Here is a 25696-nt window from a genome sequence, read left to right as displayed (position 1 = left end):
GCCACCTTACCCGAGGTCGTTGATCCGGCCCTCAATGCCCATGGCTACGGCCCACATGGGAAGGCTCCCCCTCCGGCGCCGTCACCGCGCCGGTGACCTCCAAGCGCTGCAGGATCGCGCATTCCGCCCCTTGCTCGCGACAGCGCTGGCGCAGTTCCACCAACTGCCGCTGTAGCGCCTGCAACCCATCGATGCGCGCCTGCACATGCTCGATGTGCTCGTCGATCAGCGCATTGACGCTGCCGCACTGGCCCTCGGGGCTGTCACGCAGGTTCAGCAGGCTGCGGATTTCGTCGAGGGTCATGTCCAGGGTGCGGCAGTTGCGGATGAAGGTCAGGCGCTCGGCGTGGGCCTGGGTGTATTGCCGGTAGTTGCCTTCGCTGCGCGCGGGTTCGGGGAGCAGACGCTCGCGCTCGTAGTAGCGGATGGTTTCGACCGCGCACTCGGTCAGCTTGGCCAGTTCACCGATCTTCATCGTCATTCTCCAGGAAAGCTTGACCCTATAGTGGCTACAGGGTGTTCACTTGGCAACAAGCGCCCTCGAGGACCCTTGAATGAACCTGCCCACCCAGCCCCAGCATCGCCACGATCACGATCACGATCACGATCACGATCACGATCACGATCACGATCACGATCACGATCACGATCACGAGCATGCCGAATCCAACCATGGCCATGCCCACCAAGCAGACACCTGCTGCAGTGCCCAGCCAGCCCCCGCCCAGGTTCGCTTCACCGAGCGCGCCAGCAGCGACGCCCAGCTCAGCCGTTTCCGCATCGAAGCCATGGACTGCCCCACCGAACAGACCCTGATCCAGGACAAGCTCGCCAAGCTGCCCGGCGTCGAACAACTGGAGTTCAACCTGATCAACCGCATCCTCGGCGTGCGCCACACCCTGGCCGGAACGGCCGCCATCGAGAGCGTCATCGCCAGCCTGGGCATGCACGCCGAACCCCTGGCGGACAGCGACGACAGCGCCGCCGTGAGCCCGGCGTCGCGCACCCGCTGGTGGCCGCTGGCGCTGTCGGGCATAGCGGCCCTGGCGGCGGAGCTGGTGCACTTCAGCGGTGCCGGTCCCGAATGGTTGGTGGCACTGCTGGCGTTGGCGGCGATCCTCGGCTGTGGTCTGGGCACTTACAAGAAGGGCTGGATCGCCCTGAAGAACCGCAACCTGAACATCAACGCGCTGATGAGCATCGCCGTCACCGGCGCGGTGCTGATCGGGCAATGGCCGGAAGCGGCCATGGTCATGGTGCTGTTCAGCGTCGCCGAGCTGATCGAGGCGCGCTCGCTGGACCGCGCGCGCAACGCCATCGGCGGTTTGATGCAACTGAGCCCCGACCGCGCTACGGTGCAGCAGGCCGACGGCCAATGGCGCGAGGTGGACGTGCGTGAGGTGGCGCTCGAGGCGCGGGTGCGGGTCAAGCCCGGCGAGCGCATCGGCCTGGACGGCCAGGTGCTCAGCGGTCAGTCGAGCGTCGACCAGGCGCCGATCACCGGCGAAAGCCTGCCGGTGGAGAAGGGCGTGGGCGATGCGCTGTTCGCCGGCACCATCAACCAGGCCGGCGCGCTGGAGTACCGGGTCACGGCACTGGCTGGGCAGTCGACCCTGGCGCGCATCATCAAGGCGGTCGAGCAGGCCCAGGGCAGCCGTGCGCCGACCCAGCGCTTCGTCGACCGCTTCTCGCGGGTATACACCCCGGTGGTGTTTGCCTTGGCGCTGGCAATCGCCGTGCTGCCGCCGCTGTTCACCGGCGCGGCCTGGTTCGACTGGGTCTACCGCGCGCTGGTGCTGTTGGTGGTGGCCTGCCCGTGCGCCCTGGTGATCTCCACCCCGGTGACCATCGTCAGCGGCCTGGCCGCGGCGGCGCGCAAGGGCATCCTGATCAAGGGCGGGGTCTACCTCGAAGGCGGGCGCACGCTCGATGTGCTGGCGCTGGACAAGACCGGAACGCTGACCCATGGCAAGCCGGTGCAGACCGACTTCCAAGTGCTCGACCCGGCCTTCGAACACCAGGCCCAGGCACTCGCGGCCAGTCTCGGCGCACGTTCCGACCACCCGGTGTCGCGCGCCATCGCCCAGTTCGGCGCGCAGCAGGGCCTGGCCGTGCAGGACGTGGCGCAGTTCGAAGCCTTGGGCGGGCGCGGTGTACGCGGCGAGATCGGCGGCCGGCGCTACCACCTGGGCAACCATCGCCTGGTGGAAGAGCTGGGCCTGTGCTCGCCGGCGCTGGAGGCGACCCTCGACGGCCTGGAGCGCCAGGGCAAGACCGTGGTGCTGCTGCTCGACGAGCGCGGCCCGCTGGCCCTGTTCGCCGTGGCCGACACGGTCAAGCCCAGCAGCCGCGAGGCGATCGCCGAGCTGCATGCGCTGGGCATCAAGACCCTCATGCTGACCGGCGACAACCCGCACACCGCCGAGGCCATCGCCGCCCAGGTGGGCATCGACCGTGCCGAGGGCAACCTGCTGCCGGAAGACAAATTGAAGGCCATCGAAGGGCTGTACGCCCAAGGGCATCGCGTCGGTATGGTCGGCGACGGCATCAACGATGCCCCGGCCCTGGCCCGCGCCGAAATCGGCTTCGCCATGGCCGCGGCGGGCAGCGACAGCGCCATCGAAACCGCCGACGTGGCGCTGATGGACGACGACCTGCGCAAGATTCCGGCGTTCGTGCGGCTGTCGCGCCAGGCCCGTGCGATCCTGGTGCAGAACATCGTCCTGGCCCTGGGCATCAAGGCGATCTTCCTGGCGATCACCTTCGCCGGGCTGGCGACCTTGTGGATGGCGGTGTTCGCCGACATGGGCGTGAGTTTGCTGGTGGTGTTCAACGGCTTGCGCTTGTTGCGCAAGTAGGCGCGCGGGCCTGCGCGGTCACAGACCCTGCAACAGGGTGTGGTAATCGTCCACCGCAGCGAATTCCTGGGTGTCGCGCACCGCCGCTTTGCTGTCGGGCCTGAGCACCGCCAGCAGGTGCGCCACGCCGAAGCGCCGCGCGCTGCGCAGGATTGCCAGGGTGTCGTCGATGAACAGGCTGCGCGCCGGGTCGAAATTCAAATCGGCGCGCAGCGCGTCCCAGAACTGCGGGCTTTCCTTGGGGAAGCCATAGTCGTGGGAGCTGATCAGCCGCTCGAAATACGGCGCCAGCTCGACCCGCTCCAGTTTCAACGACAGCGAATCGCGGTGCGCGTTGGTGATCAGCACCACGCGCTTGCCGGCGTCGCGGATCGCCGTCAGGAACGCCGGAGCATCGGGGCGCAGGGCGATCAGCTCGGCCAGTTCCTGCTTCAGCTCGCGGATCGGCAGCTTCAGTTCGCGGCTCCAGAAGTCCAGGCAGTACCAGTTCAAGGTGCCGGCATTGCGCTCGAACAACGGTTGCAGCTCCAGTTCGGCCATCGCCCGGCTCACCCCGTGCAGCTCGGCATAGCGTTGCGGCAGGTGCTGCAACCAGAAGTGGTTGTCGTAGTGCAGGTCGAGCAGGGTGCCGTCCATGTCGAGCAGCACGGTGTCGATGTCGGACCAGGGAAGAAGTGCCATGGGAAACTCTCGTAGGGTAGGCCAGCCACGGTATAGTAACCCGTTCATGTCAAGGAGCCTCCCATGCGCCAGAAACCCACCGTCCTGAGCCGCGAGATCGTCGCCAGCAGCCGCCTGTTCCGTGTCGAATCCGTAGAGTTGCGTTTCAGCAACGGCGTCGAGCGCACATATGAGCGCTTGGTCGGCAGCGGCACCGGCCGTGGCGCGGTGATGATCGTGGCCATGCTCGACGCCGAGCGGGCGCTGCTGGTGGAGGAGTACTGCGGCGGCACCGACGCCTACGAGCTGTCGCTGCCCAAGGGCCTGATCGAGCCGGGCGAAGACGTGCTGGCCGCCGCCAATCGCGAGCTCAAGGAAGAGGCCGGCTACGGTGCCCGCGAGCTGGAACACCTCACCGAGCTGTCGCTGTCGCCGGGCTACATGAGCCAGAAGATCCAGGTGGTGCTGGCCACCGACCTCTTCGAGGAGCGGCTGGAGGGCGACGAGCCCGAGCCGATGCGCGTCGACACCGTCAACCTGCGCGAGCTGTCCGCACTCGCCGTCCACCCGCAGTTCTCCGAAGGCCGCGCCCTGGCGGCGCTGTACCTGGTGCGTGACCTGCTCACCCAACGAGGGCTGTTCAGCGCATGAACGATACCCAACTGATGCACAAAGTCGTGGTGCTGGCCCGCGTGGCCGGCGAGGCGATCCTACCTTTCTGGCGCACCGAGGTGGCGGTCAGCGCCAAGGCCGACGATTCGCCGGTGACCGCGGCGGACCTCGCCGCCCACCACGTCATCCTCGACGGCCTCAAGGCCTTGGCGCCGGACATTCCGGTGCTGTCGGAGGAAGACTGCGGCATCGCTTTGGAAGAGCGCGCGCGTTGGCAGCGCTGGTGGCTGGTCGATCCGTTGGACGGCACCAAGGAATTCATCGCCGGCAGCGAAGAGTTCACCGTCAACATCGCGTTGATCGAGCGCGGCGAAGTGGTGTTCGGCGTGGTCGCGATGCCCACCAGCGGCCGGTGCTATTTCGGCGGCCAGGCCTTCGGCGCCTGGCGCGCCGAGGCCGGTGAGCAAGCGCAGCCCATCGCCGTGCGTAGCATGCCGGACGTGGGCGAGCGCTTCACCGTGGTCGCCAGCCGCCGCCACAGCAGCCCGCAGCAGCAGATCCTGCTCGATGGCTTGTCCGAAGCGGTCGGCAAGCTGACCTTGGCCAACATCGGCAGCTCGCTGAAATTCTGCCTGCTGGCCGAAGGCAGCGCCGATTGCTACCCGCGCCTGGCGCCCACTTCGCAGTGGGACACAGCGGCAGCGCAGGGCGTGGTGGAAGGGGCCGGCGGCGTGGTGCTGGGGCTGGAGGGCCTGCCCTTGACCTACCCCGCACGCGAATCGCTACTCAACCCGTTCTTCCTGGCCTTGCCGGCGGCGGCGGGTTGGCGCGAGGCGCTGGTCAGGTTGGCGTCGACGGTATGAGGGGCGCCGGCCTGTCGTTGCGGCCAGGCGCGCTACTTCGCAACGCCGGCCCAACGGCGCCCCTCATCCGACCTGCACAGGCCGTGGCTCGGTTCGGCCTCAACGGTGCAGCACATACTGCCCGGTGAAGTTCACCGCCGCCGCTTCGCTGCCGGCATTGGCGACGCTGGTGTGCAGCGTCAGCCGCGCCCGTCCACGGCGTCGGTACATCGCCAGAAAGCGCTGCCACGAAGCCTCGTCCGGCGCCTCGCAGCGGGCCACCGCTGCTGTGGTCACCGGCAAGGGGTAGTCGATCTGCCCTTGCTGGATGACGATGTGCCCATCGTCGATGCCCGCTTCGCGCAGCTTCAGGTGCAACCACCCCCAGCCCACCAGCACCGCCGCGCAATACAGGCTGCCGCCGAACATGGTGTGCTTGTGGTTGACGTTGGCCGCCAGCGGCAGCCGCAAGCGCAGGGCGCCGGCCTGCCAGTCGAGCACCTCCAGGCCCATCTCGCGGGTCAGCGGAATGTCGTGGTGCAGCACCTGCTGCAAGTCGTGCGCGGGCTGGCTCATGGGCGCGGCTCCTCGTGGTCGTCGTGGCCACTGCTGCCTTCGAAGCTCAAGCCGTGTTTGCGCAGCTTGTCGTGCAAGGTCTTGCGCGGCATGCCCAAGGCTTCGGCCAGGCTGCGCATGGAGCTGTGCGGCTGGCCCAGTTCGGCGGCGATCAGCGAGCGCTCGAACTGCTCGACCTGCTCGCTGAGCGGGCCGCTGCGCAGCACCGGGGCGGCGCTGGCGGGCGCGGCGGGCGGATTGTCCAGGGCCAGCTCCAGGCCCAGGGCGAAGCGCTCGGCGGCGTTCTGCAACTCGCGCACGTTGCCTGGCCAGTCGTGGCGCAGCAGCATCGCCCGTTGTGCCGGTTGCAGGCTGTGGGCGGGCAGGCCGTGGCGCTGGCTGGCGGCGTCGGCGAAGTGCTGAAACAGCAGCAGGATGTCGTCGCCGCGCTCGCGCAGGGGCGCGATGCGCAGCGACGCCACGTTCAGCCGGTAGTACAGGTCGGCGCGGAAACGGCCCTGGTCGGCGGCTTGGCGCAAGTCTTCCTTGGTCGCGGCGACGATGCGGATGTCCAGCGGGATCAACTGGTTGCCGCCCAGGCGCTCGACCACCCGTTCCTGCAACAGGCGCAGCAGCTTGACCTGCACGTCCAGGCTCATGCTCTCGATCTCGTCGAGGAACAGCGTGCCGCCATTGGCGAACTCGAACTTGCCGATGCGCCGTTTCTGCGCGCCGGTGAAGGCGCCCGGCTCATGGCCGAACAGCTCGCTCTCGACCACCGACTCGGCCAGGGCGCCGGCGTTGATCGCCACGAACGGCCCGTCGCGCCGGCTCGACAGGTCGTGCAGCGCGCGCGCCACCACCTCCTTGCCCGCGCCGGTCTCGCCGAGGATCAGCACGTCGGCGCGGGTGCCGGCCAGGGCGCCGATCTGCTCGTGCAGGCGCAGCATGGTCGGCGACTGCCCGAGCAGGCGCGTCGCCAGGCGCTGGCGGTCGCTCAGAGCCAGGCGCAGGCTGCGGTTGTCGAGCACCAGGCGGCGCAGGGCCAGGGCGCGGCGCACGCTGTCGAGCAGGGCGTCGCTGGCGAAGGGCTTTTCCAGAAAGTCGTAGGCCCCGGCGCGCATGGCCTGCACCGCCAGCGGCACGTCGCCGTGGCCGGTGATCAGCAGCACCGGCAGCTCCGGGTCGCTGGCGTGCAGCTGTTCCAGCAGTTGCAGGCCATCGATGCCCGGCATGCGGATGTCGCTGACCACCACCCCCGGCCAGTCGGCGGCGATGCGCTCGGCCAGGCCTTGGGCATCGCTCAGCGCGGTGACCTTGAGCCCGGCCAGGTCCAGGGTCTGGCTCAGGGCCTGGCGCAGGTGAGGGTCGTCGTCGACCAGGATCACCTGGGTCTGGCTGTCGATCGGGTCGGTCATGCCGAAGGGTCCTCCGAAGATTGCAGGTTCACGCCCGCCGGGGCCACGCGCAGGCGCAGGGTCAGCAGCGCGCCGCCCTCGGGGTGGTTGGCCAGCAGCAGCTCGCCGCCCAGGGTGCGCATCAGGCTGTCGCAGATCGCCAGGCCCAGGCCTAGGCCCTGGGTGCGGGTCTTGGTGGTGAAGAAGGGTTCGCGCGCGTGGGCCAGAGCCTGGCTGCTGAAGCCCGGGCCGTTGTCGCGGATCAGCAGGTGGACGTGCTCTTCGCGGGTTTCGGCACTCAGCCACAGCGTGCGCGGGTTGGCCTTTTCGGTGAGCGCGTCCAGCGCGTTGGCCAGCAGGTTGCCCAGCACCTGGCGCAGGCGCGTTTCCCCGGCCTGCACCCACAGCGTGGCGTCGGGCAGGTCGCGCACCAGTTCCACCGCCATCGCCCGACGGCGCTTGGCCAGCAGCGCCAGGGCATCGTCCAGGGCCGGTTGCAGGGCCACGCTTTCCGGCGCGTGGCGGTCGCGCCGGGCGAAGGCGCGCAGGTGGGCGATGATCGAGGCCATGCGCCCGGTCAGTTCGCCGATCAGCTTGAGGTTGCCGCGCGCATCTTCGGTGCGTTGGTGGTCGAGCAGCACTTCGGCATTTTCGGCATAGCTGCGGATCGCCGCCAGCGGCTGGTTGAGCTCGTGGCTGATGCTCGCCGACATGGTGCCGAGCACCGACAGCTTGCCGGCCTGGACCAGTTCGTCCTGGGCCTGCACCAGCTCCTGCTGGGCGTTCTCGCGCTCCAGCACCGCGCTCTTGAGCCGGGTGTTGAGCCCTTCGAGGGCGGCGGTACGTTCGATCACGCGCTTTTCCAGCTCCTGCCGGGCGTGTGCTTCGAAGCCGATGCGGTCGATGTAGTGGCGCCGCCGCTGCATCACCAGCCCGGCCAGCAGCATCAGCACCAGCAAGGTTGCGGCACCGATGGCCATCACCGTCTGCACCGAGCGGTCGACCAATTGCTGCGGCGCCAGGATGCTGACCTGCCAGCCGGTCTCGCGGATGTCGCGGGTCTGGCTGATCCAGGTGCCGGGGCCGAGCACCAGCGGCTGCGGTGCCTGGGTCGGGTAGGGCTGGATGGCGACGATGGCCTGCCGCTCGGCCTCGCTCAAGGGGCGCGTGGCGCGGAAGCGCCAGTCCGGACGCGAGGTCAGCACCACCACGCCGTTCTGGTCGGTCAGCAGCAGTTGTTCGGGTGTGCGGCCCCACAGGGTTTCGGTGTGGTCCAGATCGACCTTGACCACCAGCACGCCGGCCACCCGGCCGTGTTCACGCACGGCAGCGGCGAAGAAATAGCCACGCTTGGCCGAGGTGGTGCCCTGGCCGAAGAAGCGCCCGAGTTTGCCCTGCATGGCTTCGATGAAATACGGGCGGAAGGCGAAGTTGCGGCCCACGAAGGTGTCGCGCTTGTCCCAGTTGGAAGCGGCCAGGGTGTTGCCGCTGACGTCCATCAGGTACATCACCTCGGCGCCGGTCTGCTGGGCGATCTCCTTGAGCAGGCGGTTGGCGTTGGTCACCGATTCGAGGCGGAAGGGGTCGTCGAGCACCCCGCGCAGCGCCGGCAGTTCGCTGAGGATCTGCGGCAGGGTTTCGTAGCGGTGCAGGGTGCCGAGCAGGTTGGCGACGTAGAGGTCGAGGGTCTGGCGGTTCTGCGAGGCGAGCTGGTCCTGGTAGTAGCGCTCGGCCAAGTGGTGCAGGGGCCACAGCAGCGGCGCCAGGCACAGGGCCAGCAGGGCCAGGCTGCGCCAGCGTGGGCGACGGGGAGGGGTAGAGGTGGAAATCATCGCCAGGTTTGCCAGTCAGAGAGGCGGCCATTATGCGCCACTTCGTTGCGCACCTCGAACCTCGCCTGGCGCGGCGGTGGTATCGCTGCTGGCGGTACGCAGGCCAGGGAAGAGGGTGTTCGTCGACCGAATGGAGCGAATGCTGGAGGAAACCGCTCTAGCCCACTAGATACGACATCACTACCGCTCGATAAAAATCGGACATGGCTCCGGACCCACTCATCAGTAATCGATATGCCAGCTTTAAAAGCGGATATTTATCGACTATAAAGTGGCTCACTTCACTCATCGTTCCGGGGCCTAGGCGCCGGCATTGCAGAGGTCACCCATGAAAACCCGCACCACAACGCCGCGCGCCGATGGTTTCCACATGCCTGCCGAGTGGGCGCCGCAAACCCAGGTCTGGATGGTCTGGCCTGAGCGCCCCGACAACTGGCGTCTGGGCGGCAAGCCGGCGCAGGCCGCCCACGTCACCCTGGCCAAGGCCATCGCCCGCTTCGAGCCGGTGACCGTGGCCGTGTCGGCCGCGCAGTACCGCAATGCCCAGCGCCAGCTCGACCTGCCCAACATCCGTGTGGTGGAAATGAGCAGCGACGACGCCTGGGTGCGTGACTCCGGCCCGACCTTCGTCATCGACGACCACGGCGAAGTGCGCGGTGTGGACTGGGATTTCAACGCTTGGGGCGGCTTCGACGGCGGCCTCTACGCGCCGTGGAACCGCGATTCGGAACTGGCCACCAAGGTGCTGGAAATGGAGCGCTGCCAGCGCTACCACACCGAAGGCTTCGTGCTCGAAGGCGGCTCGATCCACGTCGACGGCGAAGGGACGCTGATCACCACCGAAGAGTGCCTGCTCAACCGCAACCGCAACCCGCACCTGACCCGCGAGCAGATCGAAGCGGTGCTCGCCGAACAGTTGGCGGTGGAACGGGTGATCTGGCTGCCCGACGGCCTGTACAACGACGAAACCGACGGCCATGTGGACAACTTCTGCTGCTACGTACGCCCCGGCGAGGTGCTGCTGGCCTGGACCGACGATCCCGAGAATCCCAACTACCCACGTTGCCAGGCCGCCCTGCAGGTGCTGGAGGACAGCCGCGACGCCAAGGGCCGGCCGTTCATCGTGCACAAGATGCCGATTCCGGGGCCGCTGTTCGCCACCGAGGAAGAGTGCGCCGGGGTCGATCACGTGGTCGGCAGCCAGGAGCGCGATCCGTCGGTGCGACTGGCCGGCTCCTACGTGAACTTCCTGATCGTCAACGGCGGCATCATCGCCCCACGCTTCGACGACCCGGCCGATGACGAGGCGCTGGAGATCCTCACCGCGCTGTTCCCGGACCACGAAGTGGTGATGATTCCGGGGCGTGAGTTGCTGCTGGGCGGCGGCAACATCCACTGCCTGACGCAGCAGCAGCCGGCGCCGGTGAAGCGCTGAGCCGCTAGCCGTTTCGCCACCTGCAACGCCGGCTGCCCGTAGCGATGGGTCGCCGGCGTTGTGCTTTCCACGTTTACGCCGCGAAAACGCCTACCGCAGGCAGGGCGGTTTCACCTGCACTACTGTCGCTGCCCGAGGACGCCGCTGTGCGGATCATCGGCGGGTGAATGCGAGCGTCGCTCCCTAAATCCTGCATCTTGTTCCGAATATTCCTACCCCGCCCTCAGAATCTTCAGCTTGAGAAAAATCACCCTTTCCAAGCGTTTTCCCATTCAAATCCACTGCCCGCATAACGCTATCTGGTTATAAAGTTATGCTTTTCACGATTTTTTGACATTCCCGACAACCCTGGCCTAGGATGCCACCCCTCATGGATGGCCGAGTCGGTCCAGCCTGTCGTTCGTTGCGCTGTCACGCTTTCGCGCAGGTCTCGATGCCGGCCTGCCTGGCGCAGCCTGTCTTGAGTTCGTGATTAAGGAAAAACACCATGTTCAACACCCGGATCAGCCTTCTCGCCCTGGCCCTGTTCGGCGCCACCCAGGCCCAGGCCAACGACCAGGCCAACAGCGCCGGCTTCGTCGAAGACAGCCACGCCAAGGTGCTGCTGCGCAACGCCTACATCAACCGCGACAAGAAGCACGGCAGCTCCGACCAGGCCGAGTGGGGCCAGGCGTTCATCGGTACCTTCTCCTCCGGGTTCACCCAAGGCACCGTCGGCGTCGGCGTCGATGCGTTCGGCCTGTATGCGCTGCGCCTGGACGGCGGCCGCGGCCGCAACGGCGGCGCCGGCATCGATTTCTTCAAGCCCAGCGAAGACGGCTCGGGCCGCTCGCCGCACAACCTGGCGCGCGGTGGCGCCGCGGTGAAGTTCCGCGTTTCCAACACCGTGCTCAAGTACGGCGACCAGATGCCGTCGCTGCCGGTGCTGCAACACGACGACGCCCGCCTGCTGCCGGAAAGCTTCACCGGCACGCTGATCACTTCCAAGGAAATCGAAGGCCTGGAAGTCAACGCCGGCCACTTCACCCAGGAAGCGCGCAAGAGCATGGAAGGCCGTGACAGCGGTGGCCTGAAGTCGATCGACGTGCTCGGCGGCACCTACCACTTCAACGATCGCCTGACCGGTTCGCTGTACACCTCGCAAGTCGAAGACGTGCTGCGCAAGCACTACCTGGGCCTGAACTACGTGCACCCCCTGGCCGACGACCAGTCCCTGACCCTGGACTTCAACGGCTACAAGAGCGACATCAACAACCGCTACGTCAACGCCGCCGGCCTGACCGGCGACCGCAACACCATCTGGAGCCTGGCCGCCACCTGGGCCTTCGGCCCGCACGCCCTGACCCTGGCGCACCAGCGCAGCACCGGCAGCACCGGCTACAACTACGGCTGGTACCAGAACCGCGGCGGCGTCGGCGACGGCGGCTCGAGCATCTACCTGGCCAACTCCTACTGGTCGGACTTCAACGCCGAAGACGAGCGCTCCTGGCAGGTGGCCTACGACCTGAACTTCGCCGAGCTGGGCGTCCCCGGCCTGACCTACAAAGTGGCCTACGTGCGTGGCGACAACATCAACACCCACGGCTTCGGCGAAGGCAAGGAGCGCGAAATCTTCAACCAGGTGCGCTACGTGGTCCAGGAAGGCCCGGCCAAGGACCTCTCGGTGAAACTGCGCAGCTCGATCCTGCGTACGTCCGAGAGCGTGCGCCAGAACGGCTACAACGACGACGGCAACGAAGTGCGCGTGTTCGTCGAGTATCCGATCAGCATTTTCTGATAGGCATCTAGGCGATACGTGAACAGCCCCGGTATAGACCGGGGCTGTTTCGTTTCAAGCGCAGAGCAGGCGCTCAGGTGAACTGAATGAAGAAGTAGCCGCCTTCATCGCCTTGCTTGCCCCTTCGAGCCTGCTTGTCGAGGTAGACATAACCGATGCCTTCGGCGAAAAGCCCCTCGTGCTCGGGGCTCCAGGCAACGATGTCGGCCTCCAGGAGCTGCATGAGAAACACATGGCGGGCCGAGCCATGGATCGGGTCTTGCAGCCATGACGGCCGCCCCAGCGGCTTGCTCAGTTCGATGCCGCTGTCTTCGTCCTCGAGTTCCTCGTCCACTTCCTCTTCGCTCATCGCTTGGAAATTGATGAACTTACGGGGCAACAAGGGCGTGCCCGGCGTCGGCCACAACGCTCGTTCGCTCAGCGTGTGCAGGACCACACGGGCATAACCGCTTTTACAGGCGGTCCCAAGCTCACTGTTCTGATTGACCGTGTAGTGGCGCTGCGTGGCCCGGTTGAAATGGCCCGCCTGTTGGCGGACGACGATGAAGACGGTCAATGCCATGCCTTCGGGAACGAACTTGACGGGTAGGAAACGCTCGGTGAGGGTCATCAGTGGCGTCATCGGTTCGCCGGAGTCAGGCGCTTTTGGCCATAGCGCACTATCCTCCAGAAACGCACCGCCGCCGACCTGGCCCAACCCCTCGTCGTGATCGGAAAAGATGATCTTGTTGTCGCTCATGGTCAGTAACACCCTTTGCTTTTGGCGAACGATTTTGCGTAGCGCCTGGCGGTTCTCAGTTGCTGGATGGTCATTTTGTTTTTCTGGACCATGGAGTTATAGATGGCTTGGGACATCAGCCGAATTTCCAGTTTGCCCCTGCGCAGCATTTGATTGGGTTTCAGGCCCATCTGTTTGCGTAGGGCATTTTCTTCCAAGTGGACGGCGTCGTGGTTCTTGGGGCTAAGGGCGATGGAGGGGTTGCCGCGCATACGGCGGTTGGGCTTGGCCAGCCCCTTGTCCTGCAAGAACTTATTACGCAGCACCTCATGCGCCTCGCGGCCATCGTTCCTGTGCGCCTTGGCCCCATACCCCGCCGTCTCCCCCTCGTTGAGCAACCCCCATGGATCGATCCAGGTGAAGGGGTTCGGCGCATACGCATACAGGTTCAGCCCACCCGCCAGGCCGATCGGATCGGGCTGCGTGAACCTGCCCACATCCGGATCGTAGTAGCGGAACAGGTTGTAATGCAGCCCGCTTTCCCGATCCAGGTACTGCCCCTGGAAGCGCAGGTTCTGCTCGTCGGCGAAGCCCACCGCGCAATGTTCTTCGCGGGTACGGCCCCAGGTGGCGTAGCTGGCGCGCCATTGCTGCTCGCCCTGGTCGTCGGTGAGTTGCTCGGGCAGACCGTTGAGGTCGGTGTGGTAGTGGCGCAGGCGTTGGTGGGCGCCCGAGCCATCGATGCGTGCCAAAGGCGCGTGACCGTCGTCGACGTACAGGTACAGCGTGAAATGGCCGTTGCGCCGCTCGGCGATCAGCCGCAGCCCGTCCCAGACGAAGTCGGTGTGCCCGAGCACCAGCCCATCGAGGGTCGTTTCGGTCTTGGCGATGCGCCGGCCCATGGGGTCGTAGCGCAGGTGCAGCAGCCGCTCGCGGCCCGGTTGCAGGGTGCGTATGCGAATCAGCCGATGTTCGGCGTCGTACTCGAAGTGCTGGGTGCCGTACTGGCGGCTGCGCTTTTCCCTGAGCCGGCCGAAGCCATCGTAGCGGTAGCCTTTGTCTTCGAAGGTCAGCAGGCGATCGTCCTGCACCCGGCCCGCGCCCGGTTGCGCAGGGTCGAGCAGGTTGCCGGCCGGATCGTAACGCAGGTGTTCGGCGCGGCCTCGGCGGGTCTCTTCGCAGGCGACGATACGGCCGGTGGCATCGTGGTTGAGGGTTTTCCAAGCGTCGCCGGCGCCCTCGCGGGTGTAGCGCGAGGCCAGATTGTCCAGCAGGTCGTAGGCCCAGCGCTGTTCGGCCACCGGCAGGCGCTGCACCGGCTGCCCGGCGGTGCGCCGTAGCCGTGCGCGCAGGCGGCCTGCGCTGTCGTACTCGCTGTGGGTGGCCAGGCCACCCTGGGTACGCAGCGTTTCGCGGTGCAAGCGGTCGCGCTCGAAGTCGCTGACCAGCCTGCCGTCGACGTTCACCTGGTGCAGGTGCCCGCTGCCGTAGTACAGCCGATTGATCCAGCGCCCGTCCGACAGCCCGGTGCGGGCCAGGTTGCCCACCGCGTCGTATTCGTGAACGAGGGTGCCGGAGGCGGCCTGCTCTTCGAGTACCCGGCCCAGGGCGTCGTAGCTGAACGCCAACGGCTGGCTGACGCCATGCTTGTCGGTGAAGCGCAGGCGCAACAGGTTGTCGAGGGGGTCGTAGGTGTATTCGGTACAGCCATCGGATGTGGTGCGCGCCAACAATCGGCCTGCGGCATCGAAACGCATCTCGTGCACGATGGGCGCGTCGGGGCTGCCGGGGGCGGGCAGGAAGTCGACGCGCACCAGGTTGTCTTGCAGGTCGTAGGCGTAGCGCCGGCAACTGGCGTCGAGGTTGTGCTCGGCGATCAACCGATCGGCGGCGTCCCACTCGAAGCGATAGGCCTGGCCGTTTTCGTTGCGGGTGGCGATCAGGCGACCGTAGTCGTCGTAGCGATGCTCCACGCGATGCCCGAACGCATCGCGCGAGGTCAGCAACTGCCCACGGCGGTCATAGGTGTTGGCGGTGACGTGCCCGGCGGGGTCGACGTAGCGCAGCCGATGGTCGGCCGCATCGTGCTGGTACTGCTCGATGCGCCCATCCGCTTGGGTGATCTGCAACAGCCGGCCCGAGGGGTCGTGCTGGTAGAGGGTCGTTTCGCCGAGGGCATTGGTGATGCTCAGCAAGTGCCCGTTGGCGTCGTGGCGCAGCCGCGTGGCATGGCCGGAGCAATCGGTCTGGCGCAGCAGCAGGCCGCGCAGGTCCCATTCCAGGGTCTGCCGCGCGCCCAGGGCATCGGTGATCTGGGTGACGCAGCCTTGGGCGTCGAAGCGGTACAGCGTCTTGCCGCCCAGTGGGTCGGTGTGCGCGATGCAGTTGCCGCGCTGGTCGTAGGCGAAGCGCTGGACGTTGCCGGCCGCATCGGTCTGCGTGCGCGGCAACGACCAGTGTTCCAGCCAGGTCGTGGCGTCGCTGCGCCCGAGCGGGTCGAGACGTTCGAGCAGGTTGCCCGCCGCGTCGTAGGCGAAACGCCACGTACCTTCGCCCGGGTCGATGGCGCCGAGCAACTGGCGCTCTTCGTCCCATTCGAAGCGCCAGCACTGGCCGAGCGCGTTGGTGTGCGAGGTGATCTGGTACTGCGCGTTCCAGGTGTGCACGCTGGTGCGTTGCAGGCCGTCGGTGACCCTGGTGGTGCCGGCCTGCGTGTCGTACTCGATCCGGTAGCTGTCGCCAGCATCGGTCCAGTGCCGCACCACTCGCGCACCGTCGCCACACGGTACCCATTCGTAGAAGCAGCGCAGGCCGCTGCGGGTGCGGTGTTCGCTCAGGCGTTGCGCGGCGTCGTAGGCGAACGTGCGCAGCACCTGGCCTTGGCCATCGACCACCTGGGCCAGGTTGCCGGTCTGGTCGTAGGCGTAGCCGACCAACTGCCGCGGCACCTGCGAGGCCACGCACTCGACCACCTCCGCGACCCGGCGTGGCCATTGCGCGCTGTAGTGCAACCGCACGCAGACGGTGTCGAAGCGGTCGCGCAGTTGGCTCAGGCGCTGTTGGTCGTCGTAGTCGAGGTGGATGCGGTTGTCGTTGCGGTCGCCCATCTGGCTCAGGCGCAGGACGTTCGGCTGGCCGGGCGTGGGCTGGAACAGCTGGTACAGGCCGTCGCGGCTTTCGGTCAGCACGTCGCCGCTGACGTCGCGCCGCACGCTCAGGCCTTCGCCGGCGCTGAACACCGCTTCGCCCGGCGCGATGGCGCCCATGTCGACCACACGGCCCTGTTCGTCGTGCAGGGTCAGCAGCTCGTTCCCGTCCGCGTCGTGGGCGATGACGATGCCGACTTCATAGGCCGTGCTCCAGCCTTTGCCGAACAGGGTGTCCGCACGCTCGTCCAGGCTGTTGTACAGGCGCTGCCAGTCGATGGGCATCAGCGCTTGCACGCTGAAGTCCAGGTCGTCGTCGCCACACAGCACCTTGGCCCCGGTGGCGGCGTGCACCGGATTGGGCGAAGCGCTCATGGCGCGGGTCAGCGCGCCGCTGACCTGCCCGGTGACGTAACTGGTCGCGCCGCCGATCACCATGCAACCGAAGCGGCTGAAGAACTTGCTCCCGCGCCCGCGCAGCAGCATCAACGCCGACACCGCCAACCCCACCCCCGGCGTCTTGCCGCTGCGGATCTCGCGCACCACGATCGGCTCACCGCCGATGCGCACGTTGTCCGAGACCAGCCCGCCGTCCGCCACCACCGCCTCGCAGGTGCTGCGGTCGCCGCTGCGCACGGCGGGGTGGCCGTTGATCATGACCTTGCTCGAACCTTCGGCCAGGTATTGCGGCGGCATGGGCGGGTGCTTGCTGCACAGGACCTTGTCGTCGTTGGCTTCCTGGGTGTTGGGCGCGGGGCTGGCGACGGTGGGGCGCCACAGCTGCGAGAAGAACCCCTTGGCCATGTCGAGGAAGGTTTCTTCCTCTGCGTTGGCCTGGGCCTGGTCGGCGACCTGCTCGTTCTCCAGCGGCGCGAGCGGCGCCAGCACGATGCCGGCGGCGCGCGCGGCGGGCTTGCCGTTGATGTGGGTGTCGCGCGAGCCGGTGGCGATGGTGGCCTGGACAGTCGGCGGGGACAGGGCATTGCCGATGCCCTCGCACAATCGACTGAGCCCGGTGTCGGCGCCGGTCTTGGCCATCGCCACACCGACCACCACGCCCACCACCGCGCCGAGCACGAAACAGCCCAGCCCGCCGGTGGCCACGGTCAGGCCGAAGGCGGCGGCCACGGCGGCGGTGGCCAGAGCGCCGATGGCGGCGGTGGCGGCGATCTCCAGGACGCCGCCGACGATATCGGCCAGCATCGAAGTGTGCAGCAGCGCATCGCCTTCGCGGGCGGCCCAGAATGCGTCAGACATCGGCGCGGCCCGTCAGCCCAGGTTGTCGAAGTCGAGCGAACCCTTGACCTGCGCCCACTGCGCGGCCTCGGCGTCGCCCAACGGCTGGGCCTTGACGTAGCTCAAGGCGAACAGCTTGCGCGTGCCGGGCAGCAGCAGGGCCAGCTGGTATTGGTAGACCTTGTCCGCGCCTTTGCTGAACTGGCTGCTCAGTTCCAGGGCGTCGATGTCCTGGGCCTGGCCAACCTTGATCGCGGTGACGGGCTGCAAACGCAGGTCCTTGACCTGTTGCTGCAGGCGCTGCAGCTGGCCTTCGAAATTGCTTTGCAGGGTTTCGCCTTCGCCCAACAGGCTGCGGCTGACGATCAACGACGTGCCCAGGGCGTCGAAACGCAGGATGTTGATGCTGGTGTCATGGCACGCGGCATCGGGCAAGGCGAAGCGGAATTCGTTGAGGCGGTAGGTCATGGGGGGTCTCGTCACTGGCCGCTGTCGGGGAACAAGCTTTTGACTGCGGCTTCGATGTCTTTCTGGACGCCCTGGCCTTCGGCGCTGGTCTGCGCCTCGCCGCCGAGGTTGAGGTCCAGGGTGCCGCCGGTATTGATCTCGGCGTCCTGCTTGGCGTGGAAGCTGAACTGCTCGCAACTGATGTTGATCTGCCCGCTGGCGTTGAGCTCGATGACGCTCTTGCCGCACACCAGGCGCAGCACGTTGCCGACTTCCAGCAGGTAGCTGACGCCGACGCTGTCGGACTTGCTCGCACCGACCAGCGTCACGTCGTCGAAGCGCACCGCGCGCAGACGGCTGGCGCCGATGGTGATCTGCTCCATCTGGCCCACCGACTGGGTGCGGTTGGCGCCCACCGACAGGGTTTCGTTCTGCTCCACCACGCTGTCCATGTTGCGTTCGGCGTGCACGTAGAGCTGCTCTTCGCCCTTTTTGTCTTCCATGCGGATTTCGTTGAAGTTGGCCGGCGAGCCGCCTTTGCTCGAACGGCTCTTCATGCCGCTCTGGGTGGCGCTGCCGGGCAGGTCGTAGGGCACGGTCTGCTCGGCGTTGTACACCCGGCCGGTGACGATCGGCCGGTCGGGGTCGCCTTCGAGGAAGCTGACGATCACTTCCTGGCCGATGCGCGGAATCTGCATCGAACCCCAGTTCTTGCCGGCCCAAGCCTGCGAGACGCGAATCCAGCACGAACTGTTCTCGTTCGACTGGTCGTGGCGGTCCCAATAGAAATGCACCTTGATCCGCCCGTACTGGTCGGTCCAGATCTCTTCGCCGGCCGGCCCCACCACGATCGCCGTCTGTGGCCCGCGCACCTGCGGCCGGTGGGTGCTGGCCAGAGGGCGGAAGCTCTGCTGCGCGTCGATGCAGCTGAGGTTGCTGTGGAACTGCGCGCTGCCATTGCCGCCCCCGGTCTCCAGACGTTCCTGGAGCACGTGGTAGCGCGCGGCCAGGATCAGGTATTCGCGGTTCTGGTCGGCGCGGGTGAAACCGCTGAGGTTGAACAGGTGGCCGCTGCCCAGGCCGCGGGCGTTGCCGCTGAGCTCGACCCGTTCGTGCTGGGTCTGCAAGGCCTCCAGGCGCGTGCGTGCGTAGTGCTCGCCGTGCTCGGCCTGTTCGTATTCGCCGGGGTAGTCGAACAGCGGGTAGTCGCCGGCTTCGTGGGGCCGCGGCATGGCCGACCGCACGTTGATGCGCGCGCTGGGGCGCTGGAAGTCGTAGTCGTTCAGCTCCAGCGAACCCGACTGGACTTCCTGGGCCAGGTACCAGTCGTTGATGTGGTCGCGCTCGCGGTGCTGGCCGTCGGGCGGGAAGAACGGCACCGTTTCATAGCCCGGCACGCGTTGGTGGGCGCCGTAGGCGTCGGCCAGCACCAGCACGTGGCGGTCCTGTTCGTGGCGGAAGAAGTAATAGATGCCTTCTTCTTCGAGCAGGCGGCTGACGAAGTCGAAGCTGGTCTCGCGGTACTGCACGCAGTACTCGCGCTCGCGGTAGCTGCGGCTCAGTTGCTCTTCGAAGTCCGAGAAGCCGAGGTCGCGAAACACCTGTTTGACGATGGCCGGGGCGCTCTGCTTCTGGAAGATGCGGCAGTCGCTGGTGCGCGTGAGCAGCCACAGCCAGGGGCGCAGGGTAACGCGGTAGCTGGCGAACTGCCCGCGGTCGACCGACTGGCTGCAACGCGCCACCAGGCCATGGAAGTAGCGCTGCGCGCCCACGCCCAGCTGCACGCTCAGGCACATGGGCTTGCCGAGCAGTTGGTTGAGGTCGATGGCCGGGTCGTCGCTGGTCAGTTGCAGCTCGAACTCGAACAGCCGGCCCAGCTCTTCGCTGCCGGTCATCTCGGCGAGGATCAGCGCATCGGGCCCCAGGGGGCTGGTGACCTGCGCCAGGCGGGTGATTTGCGTGAACAGCATGTCAGTTCCTGTCAGGCGGCACGGAAGTCATAGCGCGCGGCACTCATAGTGCACGGAAATCGTAGTGCAGCGCGTTGTCGCGGCAGCCGATGTGCACGCTGCCCAGCGGCTGGCCGTCGAGCAGGCGCGTGAGGAATTCGCGGCTCATGTCCGGCAGCAGGCCATTGGTGAGGATGGCGTCGATCATCCGTCCGCCGCTCTCGGTTTCGGTGCAGCGCGAGACGATCAAGTCGACCACGGCCTCGTCGTAGCTGAGCGCCACCTTGTGCGTGTGCTCGACCCGTGCGCGGATGCGTTCGAGCTGCAGGCGGGTGATGGCCTTGAGCATGGCGTCGCTGAGCGGGTAGTAGGGGATGGTCACCAGGCGGCCGAGCAAGGCGGGCGGGAAGATCTCCAGCAGCGGGCCGCGCAGCTGGCGCGCCACGCTGTCGGGGTCGGGCAAGGCGGCCGGGTCCTTGCACAGCTGGGCGAGCAAATCGGTGCCGGCGTTGGTGGTGAGCAGAATCAGCGTGTTGCGGAAATCGATCTGGCGGCCTTCGCCGTCTTCCATCACGCCTTTGTCGAACACTTGGAAGAACAGCTCGTGCACGTCGGGATGGGCCTTTTCCACCTCGTCGAGCAGCACCACGCTGTAAGGGCGCCGACGTACCGCTTCGGTCAGCACCCCGCCCTGGCCGTAACCCACGTAGCCGGGTGGCGCGCCCTTGAGGGTGGAAACGGTGTGCGGTTCCTGGAATTCGCTCATGTTGATGGTGATCAGGTTCTGCTCGCCGCCGTACAGGGCTTCGGCCAGGGCCAGGGCGGTTTCGGTCTTGCCCACGCCGGAGGTGCCGGCGAGCATGAACACGCCGATGGGCTTGTTGGGGTTGTCGAGCCCGGCGCGCGAAGTCTGGATGCGTTTGGCGATCATTTGCAGGGCATGGTCCTGGCCGATGATGCGCTGGGCCAAGTGGCGGTCGAGGTTGAGCACGGTCTCGATCTCGTTGCGCGCCATGCGCCCCACCGGGATGCCGGTCCAGTCGGCCACCACCGAGGCCACGGCCTGGTAGTCGACGGTGGGCAGGATCAGCGGCGTTTCGCCTTGCAGCGCGCTCAGGCGCCGTTGCAGGTCGGTCAAGGTGTCGCGCAGGGCGTCGTCGGCCTGCTCGACCTCGCCGCAGCGCTCGCGCAGTTGGGCGCGGGTGGCGAGCAGCTGCTCGACCAGGGCTTTCTCGTCGGCCCAGCGCTGTTCCAGCTGCTGCAGACGCGTTCGCTCATCGGCCAGGGCCTGCTCGGTGTGCACCTGACGCTGGCCGATGGCGACGCCGATGCTGTGTTCACGAGCGATGATCTGCAACTCCACCTGCAAGGCTTCGATGCGCCGGCGGCTGTCGTCGACCTCGGCCGGCACGGCATGCAGGCTGATGGCCACGCGGGCGCAGGCGGTGTCGAGCAGGCTGACCGACTTGTCGGGCAACTGGCGCGCCGGAATGTAGCGGTGCGACAGCTTGACCGCCGCCTCAAGCGCCTCGTCGAGGATCTGCACCTGGTGGTGCCGCTCCATGGTCGAGGCCACGCCGCGCATCATCAGCAAGGCCTTGGCTTCGCTCGGCTCGGCCACTTGCACCACCTGGAAACGGCGGGTCAGGGCCGGATCCTTCTCGATGTGCTGCTTGTACTCGGCCCAGGTGGTGGCGGCCACCGTGCGCAGGCTGCCGCGCGCCAAGGCCGGCTTGAGCAGGTTGGCGGCATCGCCCGTGCCGGCCGCGCCGCCGGCGCCGACCAGGGTGTGGGCTTCGTCGATGAACAGGATGATCGGCTTGGGCGAAGCCTGCACATCCTCGATCACCTGGCGCAGGCGCTGTTCGAACTCGCCCTTCATGCTGGCCCCGGCCTGCAACAGGCCTACATCCAGGCTGCGCAGCTCGACGTCCTTGAGCGCCGGCGGCACGTCCCCGGCGACGATGCGCAGGGCGAAACCTTCCACCACGGCGGTCTTGCCCACGCCGGCCTCGCCGGTGAGGATCGGATTGTTCTGCCGGCGGCGCATGAGGATGTCGACCAGCTGGCGGATTTCTTCGTCGCGCCCGACGATGGGGTCGAGCTTGCCGCTGCGCGCCTGCTCGGTCAGATCGACCGTGTAGCGCTGCAAGGCTTCCCGCTTGCCCAGGGCGGCCGGCGCCACGGCGCCGCTGGCTTCGCCCGGCGCACCGGCGCTGAAGCCGTCGCTGGCGGCCAGGTGGTTTTCCGGCGAGTCGCCCACGTATTCGGCGAAGCGCTCGCTCAGGGCCTCGACCTTGAGCTTGGCGAACTCGCCGGAAAGGCCCAGCAGGGCATTGCGCAGGCTGGGCGTCTTCAGCACGCCGAGCAGCAGGTAGCCGCTGCGCACCTGGCTTTCGCCGAACATCAGGCTGCCGTACACCCAGCCGCGCTCGACCGCTTCTTCGACCTGCGAAGACAGGTCGGTGATCGAGGTAGAACCGCGCGGCAGGCGGTCCAGGGCGGCGGTGAGGTCGGCGGCCAGGCGCGCAGGCGCCAGGTCGAACTGGCGGATCAGCCGGTGCAGGTCGCTGTCTTGCAATTGCAGCAGCTGGTGCAGCCAATGCACCAATTCCACATAGGGGTTGCCGCGCAGTTTGCAGAATACCGTGGCGGCCTCGATGGCCTTGTAGGCGAGCGGGTTGAGTTTGCCGAACAGCGCGGCGCGACTGATTTCACCCATGGTGTGGACTCCTTGTGTCGGGGGCAGGCAGCGTGGCGTAGTGGTGGGCGAGCTTGAGGTCGCTGGCGTCGCGGCGGACCTCGCCGAGCCAGGTGTCGAAACCCAGGCGCCGACCGCTGCCCAATCGCAGTGCCGGCACCTGTTCGCGTTGCAGGGTCAGTTCGACGTCCCAGTCCAGTTCCTGGCCGACGTATTCGGCGACCCAGGCCACCAGCTCGACGAAGGCCTGGCCGCCGGGCAGCAGCGCGTGGTACTGGGCCAGGGTCAGCGGGCCGAGGCACAGGCGGAACTTGTGCTGGCGGTCCCACACGTGGCGGCCCAGGCACAGGTCGGTGCCCAGGCGGCTGGCGCGCACGCCGAGCTGGCTGCGTTCGGGCAGCGCCAGCCACTGGCCGACGTATTCTTCCAGGCGCACCGGTACGCCGAAGTAGTTCGACAGGATGCCGCACAGGCCGTCGGGGTAGCGCGTCTGCGCGGCCAGGTGCCCGGAATAGTGCAGCTTGGCGGTGTCCGGCAGCGGGCCCTGGCCTTGCAGCGCAGGTTGGCCGCGACCGCTGAGGGCGGCCAGACGCGTGGCCCAATAGTCGTCTTCGGGGCGGTCGTGGCTGACGGTCGGCCGGGCCTCGGCCCAGGCGCGGTAGAACAGGCTCAGCAGGCGGTGGTGGAACACGTCCATGAAAGCCTTGCTGGTGGCGTCGGCATGGTTGCGCTGGCGCTCGCGGGCGTATTCGGTGAGGTGCAGCGGCAGCGGGCCGTTGGGGCCGCCGAGGCCGAAGAAGAACTGTTCCAGGCGCGCCGGCGCATGTTCGCCGGCCGGCGTCACCGCCGCCAGGGTGGCCGGGGCGAAGGCGCAGTCCAGGCGCTGCCCGAGGCGCACCGGCTCGTCGGCCAGGCGCCGCGAATGGCCGAAGCGCGGCAGGTGGCGGTGCTCGCTCTCCAAACGGCGCAGGGCCTGGAAGAAATCGTACTGCCAGGGCTCGGCCTGCATGGCCTCCAGCGTGCCCGCCGCGTCGGCACGCTCGGTTTGGCCGCTCACAGGGTGGGCCTGCGGCCGGGCTTTGCCGTCCAGCGCATGATCTCGCCGCGCTCGGTGGTGCGCAGCACGGTTTCGGTGAAGCTGTTGATCGACACGTAGCGGGTCAGGAAACGCTCGAACACCGCGCCCAGCAGGAACACGCCGGTGCCGCGGAAGGCGTTCTCGTCGAAGGTCAGGGTGATTTCCAGGCCGCGGCCGAAGACGATCGGCCCGGGCATCGGCAGGCGCCGTGTGCAGGGCGTGCAGCTCACCTCGCGCAGGCCTTCGATCTGCAATTGCAGCGCGCTGTCCTGGCTGTCGCCGTACAGGCGCAGCAGTTCGCGCAGCGCCGCCGCGCCCTGGCCTTGCTCGGTCAGCGACAGGTAGTTGAGCGACAGCTGGCTGATCAGGCGCCAGGCGCGGTTGTCGTGGGCATGGCTGGCGCGCGGCCGGCTGGGCCCGGCCAGGCAGCGGACGGCGCTGACCGGCGCGCTGTCGGCCAGGCTGAAGTCGCTGCGCGCATCGCCCACGGCCATGAACAGCGGCAGGTCGCGGTTGCTGCACAGCGCGCTCAGGCCCAGTTGGCGCAGGTCGTGCCGGTAGGGCGCCTGCTGGCCATCGACCAGGCTGATGAAGGTTTCGCTGCCCACGTAGCTGGAGCGCGTGCCGTTGCGCCGCTGCTCGCTCGACAGCACCCGCGGCTCGCGGCGCACCACGTAATAGGCTTGGTCGCGGCCGTAGCGCGACGGGTCGCGTACGGCATAGAAGGGCAGGAACGGTTGCTGCGGGCCGGTGCCGTGGCCGGTGACCTCTTGCAGGGAATGGATCTCGAAGTCCACCGGCCGGGTACGGTCGGCGACCACGTGGTGCTCGTTGACCTTGTCGCTCAGGTGGATGCGGTCCAGGCGCCGCGGGAACAGGTTGATCGCCGGGGTGCAGAAGGGCACGAACTGCTGGCTGCCGACGCCGCTTTCCAGGCTGGCGTCGAAGCGCTCGAACAGCACCAGCACTTCCAGCTCATGGCCGTCGCAGCGCTGCACGGCAGGGCCCAGGCCGGCGAAGTCGACGAACAGGAAGCGCTGCGGCAGGGCGAAGTATTCCTGCAACAGCCGGTAGCCCTGGAACGCCTGCGGCACCACCGGCAGCGCCGCTTCGCGGTCGTCGAAGCCGCACGGGCGCAGGGCCTGCTGCGGGTCGAGGCGCTCCACCCACTCGGCGCCCGGCTGGCGCACGAACACCGCGCAGGCGTTGCCCAGCAGTTGCTCGTAGAGGCGGTAGGGGGTCTCGTCGTTGCCGTGCAGGTACAGCGGCAAATGCGTGAGCGGCAGGCTGGCGAACGGCATTTCGGCGCCGCTGCGCAGGGTCAGGCGCAGGCCGGCGCGGGCCGTGGGCGCGCTGCTGGCCAGGCGGCCGAGCACCGCGCCCGGGTTGCCGAAGTACTGCGCGCGGGCCACTTCCAGTGGCCACAGGGTGACGTCCTGGGTGCTGCGAAATTCGCACGGGGTCTGCGAGTCGCGGCCCAGGTTGGCGCGCAGGGTGCTGCCGCGTGGCAACGGGAAACCTTCGCCGAGCGAGCCTTCGTTGGGGTCGGTCTGCAACTGCACCACGGTCATCGACGGGGTCGGGGCCAGGTAGTGCGGGTAGGCGATTTCCAGCAGGTTGTGGGTGAAGGTCGGGTACTCGGCGTCGAGCTTGAGCTGCACCCGCGCTGTGAGGTAGGCGAAGCCTTCGAGCAACCGCTCCACATAAGGGTCGGCGCAGTCGATGCCCGACAGGGTCAGGCGCCCGGCGATCTTGGGGTATTCCTTGGCGAACTCCGCCGCGCCCTCGCGGATGTGCTGCAACTCCTGGTTGTACAGCTCCAGCAGACGTGGATTCATGCGCGCCTCCTGCGCAGCAGCGGCGCCACCCGGACCTGCCCTGACTCCAGGTCGAGGTCGGTCTGCAACAGCAAAGGCAAGGCGGCGGGTTGCGCCCACAGGTCGCCTTCGATTTCGAAGCTCAGGGCGTTGGCGTTCATCTCGCCGGGCGCGGCCTGGGCGCGCACGCGCAGGGTATTGGCGAGGATGCGCGGTTCGTAGGTGACGATGGCCTGGTGGATGATCTGCTCCAGCAGGCCGATGTCGATGTTCGAGGCACTGTTGCCGGCCAGCGCCGGCAGGCCGTAGTTGAGCACCGAAGCGCCTGCGGGCGTGCCGAGGGTAGCGTCGGCGTCGAGCAGGGCGGTGGTGTTGAGCAGCCAGGTCAGGTCGCGCAGCACCGAAGCCTTGAGCTGCTGCAGCGACAGCACGCGCTTGTCGGGGGCTTCCTGCGGGTTGCCGGGGTCGTCGTCGGTCAGACGGTCGAGCAGCGAGGGTTGCAGGCGGTCGCGCGCGGCGAGGTCGGTGAGCACGGAGGGGGTCCTTTGGCGGGGCGGCGGTGTGCGTGGGGCCCTTCGCGGGTGGATCGGGGCGCCGGCCGCCCGTGCCTACGCAGGCAGGGCGAGCGGCGAACCG

18 protein-coding genes are annotated in these 25696 nt (G+C 67.5%); 5 read left to right on the top strand and 13 right to left on the bottom strand.

From position 1 onward, the window contains the following. Positions 1 to 31 precede the first annotated feature (31 nt). Positions 32 to 475, bottom strand: coding sequence for a Cd(II)/Pb(II)-responsive transcriptional regulator (cadR, locus tag B4M43_RS10230; RefSeq protein ID WP_296266649.1), 444 nt, complete (start codon positions 473 to 475; stop codon positions 32 to 34). A gap of 79 nt (positions 476 to 554) precedes the next feature. On the opposite strand from cadR, the gene B4M43_RS10225 reads away from it, so the two are divergent. Then, a complete protein-coding gene (locus B4M43_RS10225; RefSeq protein WP_296266647.1) occupies positions 555 to 2858 on the top strand; it encodes a heavy metal translocating P-type ATPase in 2304 nt (767 codons plus the stop codon). 18 nt (positions 2859 to 2876) lie between these two features. On the opposite strand, the gene yrfG is transcribed toward B4M43_RS10225, so the two are convergent. After that, positions 2877 to 3539 (bottom strand): GMP/IMP nucleotidase, encoded by a 663-nt coding sequence (gene yrfG, locus B4M43_RS10220; RefSeq protein ID WP_296266646.1) that lies wholly within the window; start codon positions 3537 to 3539, stop codon positions 2877 to 2879. A 63-nt stretch (positions 3540 to 3602) separates the two neighbouring features. Between yrfG and nudE the strand changes: the two genes are divergently transcribed. Both nudE and cysQ read left to right on the top strand, forming a co-directional pair. Further along, on the top strand, positions 3603 to 4169 hold the full coding sequence (gene nudE, locus B4M43_RS10215; RefSeq protein WP_296266644.1) for an ADP compounds hydrolase NudE: 567 nt from the start codon (positions 3603 to 3605) through the stop codon (positions 4167 to 4169). Further along, positions 4166 to 4993, top strand: a complete 828-nt coding sequence (gene cysQ / locus B4M43_RS10210; RefSeq protein ID WP_296266642.1) for a 3'(2'),5'-bisphosphate nucleotidase CysQ — start codon at positions 4166 to 4168, stop codon at positions 4991 to 4993. The genes nudE and cysQ overlap by 4 nt, the downstream gene beginning before the upstream one ends. Before the next feature lie 99 nt (positions 4994 to 5092). On the opposite strand, the gene B4M43_RS10205 is transcribed toward cysQ, so the two are convergent. The 3 genes from B4M43_RS10205 to B4M43_RS10195 are packed head-to-tail and all read right to left on the bottom strand — an operon-like array spanning position 5093 to position 8756. Then, entirely contained in the window at positions 5093 to 5548 is a 456-nt protein-coding gene (locus tag B4M43_RS10205) for a YiiD C-terminal domain-containing protein (RefSeq protein WP_296266640.1), read from the bottom strand. Beyond that, a complete protein-coding gene (locus tag B4M43_RS10200; protein ID WP_296266638.1) occupies positions 5545 to 6945 on the bottom strand; it encodes a sigma-54-dependent transcriptional regulator in 1401 nt (466 codons plus the stop codon). Before B4M43_RS10200 ends, B4M43_RS10205 begins: the two co-directional genes overlap by 4 nt. After that, a complete protein-coding gene (locus B4M43_RS10195; RefSeq protein ID WP_296266636.1) occupies positions 6942 to 8756 on the bottom strand; it encodes a sensor histidine kinase in 1815 nt (604 codons plus the stop codon). Before B4M43_RS10195 ends, B4M43_RS10200 begins: the two co-directional genes overlap by 4 nt. Positions 8757 to 9084: 328 nt before the next feature. Between B4M43_RS10195 and aguA the strand changes: the two genes are divergently transcribed. Then, positions 9085 to 10191, top strand: coding sequence for an agmatine deiminase (gene aguA / locus B4M43_RS10190; RefSeq protein WP_296266634.1), 1107 nt, complete (start codon positions 9085 to 9087; stop codon positions 10189 to 10191). Between the two features lie 487 nt (positions 10192 to 10678). Then, positions 10679 to 11968 carry an OprD family porin gene (locus tag B4M43_RS10185; protein WP_296266633.1) on the top strand — a complete coding sequence of 430 codons (1290 nt, stop codon included), beginning with the start codon at positions 10679 to 10681 and terminating at the stop codon, positions 11966 to 11968. Positions 11969 to 12041: 73 nt separating this feature from the next. Here B4M43_RS10185 and B4M43_RS10180 read toward each other — a convergent pair whose 3' ends face one another. From B4M43_RS10180 to tssE, 8 genes are read right to left on the bottom strand one after another with little or no spacing between them, the layout of a single operon-like run. Further along, positions 12042 to 12707, bottom strand: a complete 666-nt coding sequence (locus tag B4M43_RS10180; RefSeq protein ID WP_296266631.1) for a hypothetical protein — start codon at positions 12705 to 12707, stop codon at positions 12042 to 12044. Positions 12708 to 12709: 2 nt separating this feature from the next. After that, complete coding sequence (locus B4M43_RS10175) at positions 12710 to 17089, bottom strand: RHS repeat-associated core domain-containing protein (protein WP_296266629.1); 4380 nt, start codon at positions 17087 to 17089, stop codon at positions 12710 to 12712. Positions 17090 to 17101: 12 nt separating this feature from the next. Beyond that, entirely contained in the window at positions 17102 to 17536 is a 435-nt protein-coding gene (locus B4M43_RS10170; protein WP_296266627.1) for a DcrB-related protein, read from the bottom strand. Positions 17537 to 17547: 11 nt separating this feature from the next. Continuing rightward, the gene (locus B4M43_RS10165; protein WP_296266626.1) at positions 17548 to 19485 is read right to left on the bottom strand and encodes a type VI secretion system tip protein VgrG; all 1938 of its coding nucleotides are present in this window, start codon (positions 19483 to 19485) and stop codon (positions 17548 to 17550) included. Positions 19486 to 19528: 43 nt separating this feature from the next. Beyond that, positions 19529 to 22186, bottom strand: a complete 2658-nt coding sequence (gene tssH, locus B4M43_RS10160) for a type VI secretion system ATPase TssH (protein WP_296266624.1) — start codon at positions 22184 to 22186, stop codon at positions 19529 to 19531. Next, positions 22179 to 23255 (bottom strand): type VI secretion system baseplate subunit TssG, encoded by a 1077-nt coding sequence (gene tssG / locus B4M43_RS10155; RefSeq protein WP_414707835.1) that lies wholly within the window; start codon positions 23253 to 23255, stop codon positions 22179 to 22181. The genes tssH and tssG overlap by 8 nt, the downstream gene beginning before the upstream one ends. After that, positions 23219 to 25081 carry a type VI secretion system baseplate subunit TssF gene (tssF, locus tag B4M43_RS10150; RefSeq protein WP_296266622.1) on the bottom strand — a complete coding sequence of 621 codons (1863 nt, stop codon included), beginning with the start codon at positions 25079 to 25081 and terminating at the stop codon, positions 23219 to 23221. The genes tssG and tssF overlap by 37 nt, the downstream gene beginning before the upstream one ends. Then, a complete protein-coding gene (gene tssE, locus B4M43_RS10145; RefSeq protein ID WP_296266620.1) occupies positions 25078 to 25593 on the bottom strand; it encodes a type VI secretion system baseplate subunit TssE in 516 nt (171 codons plus the stop codon). Before tssE ends, tssF begins: the two co-directional genes overlap by 4 nt. Between the last annotated feature and the right edge of the window lie 103 nt (positions 25594 to 25696).

The sequence above is a fragment of the Pseudomonas sp. UBA6562 genome, assembly GCF_002434265.1.
GTDB lineage: Bacteria > Pseudomonadota > Gammaproteobacteria > Pseudomonadales > Pseudomonadaceae > Aquipseudomonas.
The sequence above is the reverse complement of the archived record's forward strand: the minus strand, read 5'-3'. Positions and strand labels throughout refer to the sequence as shown.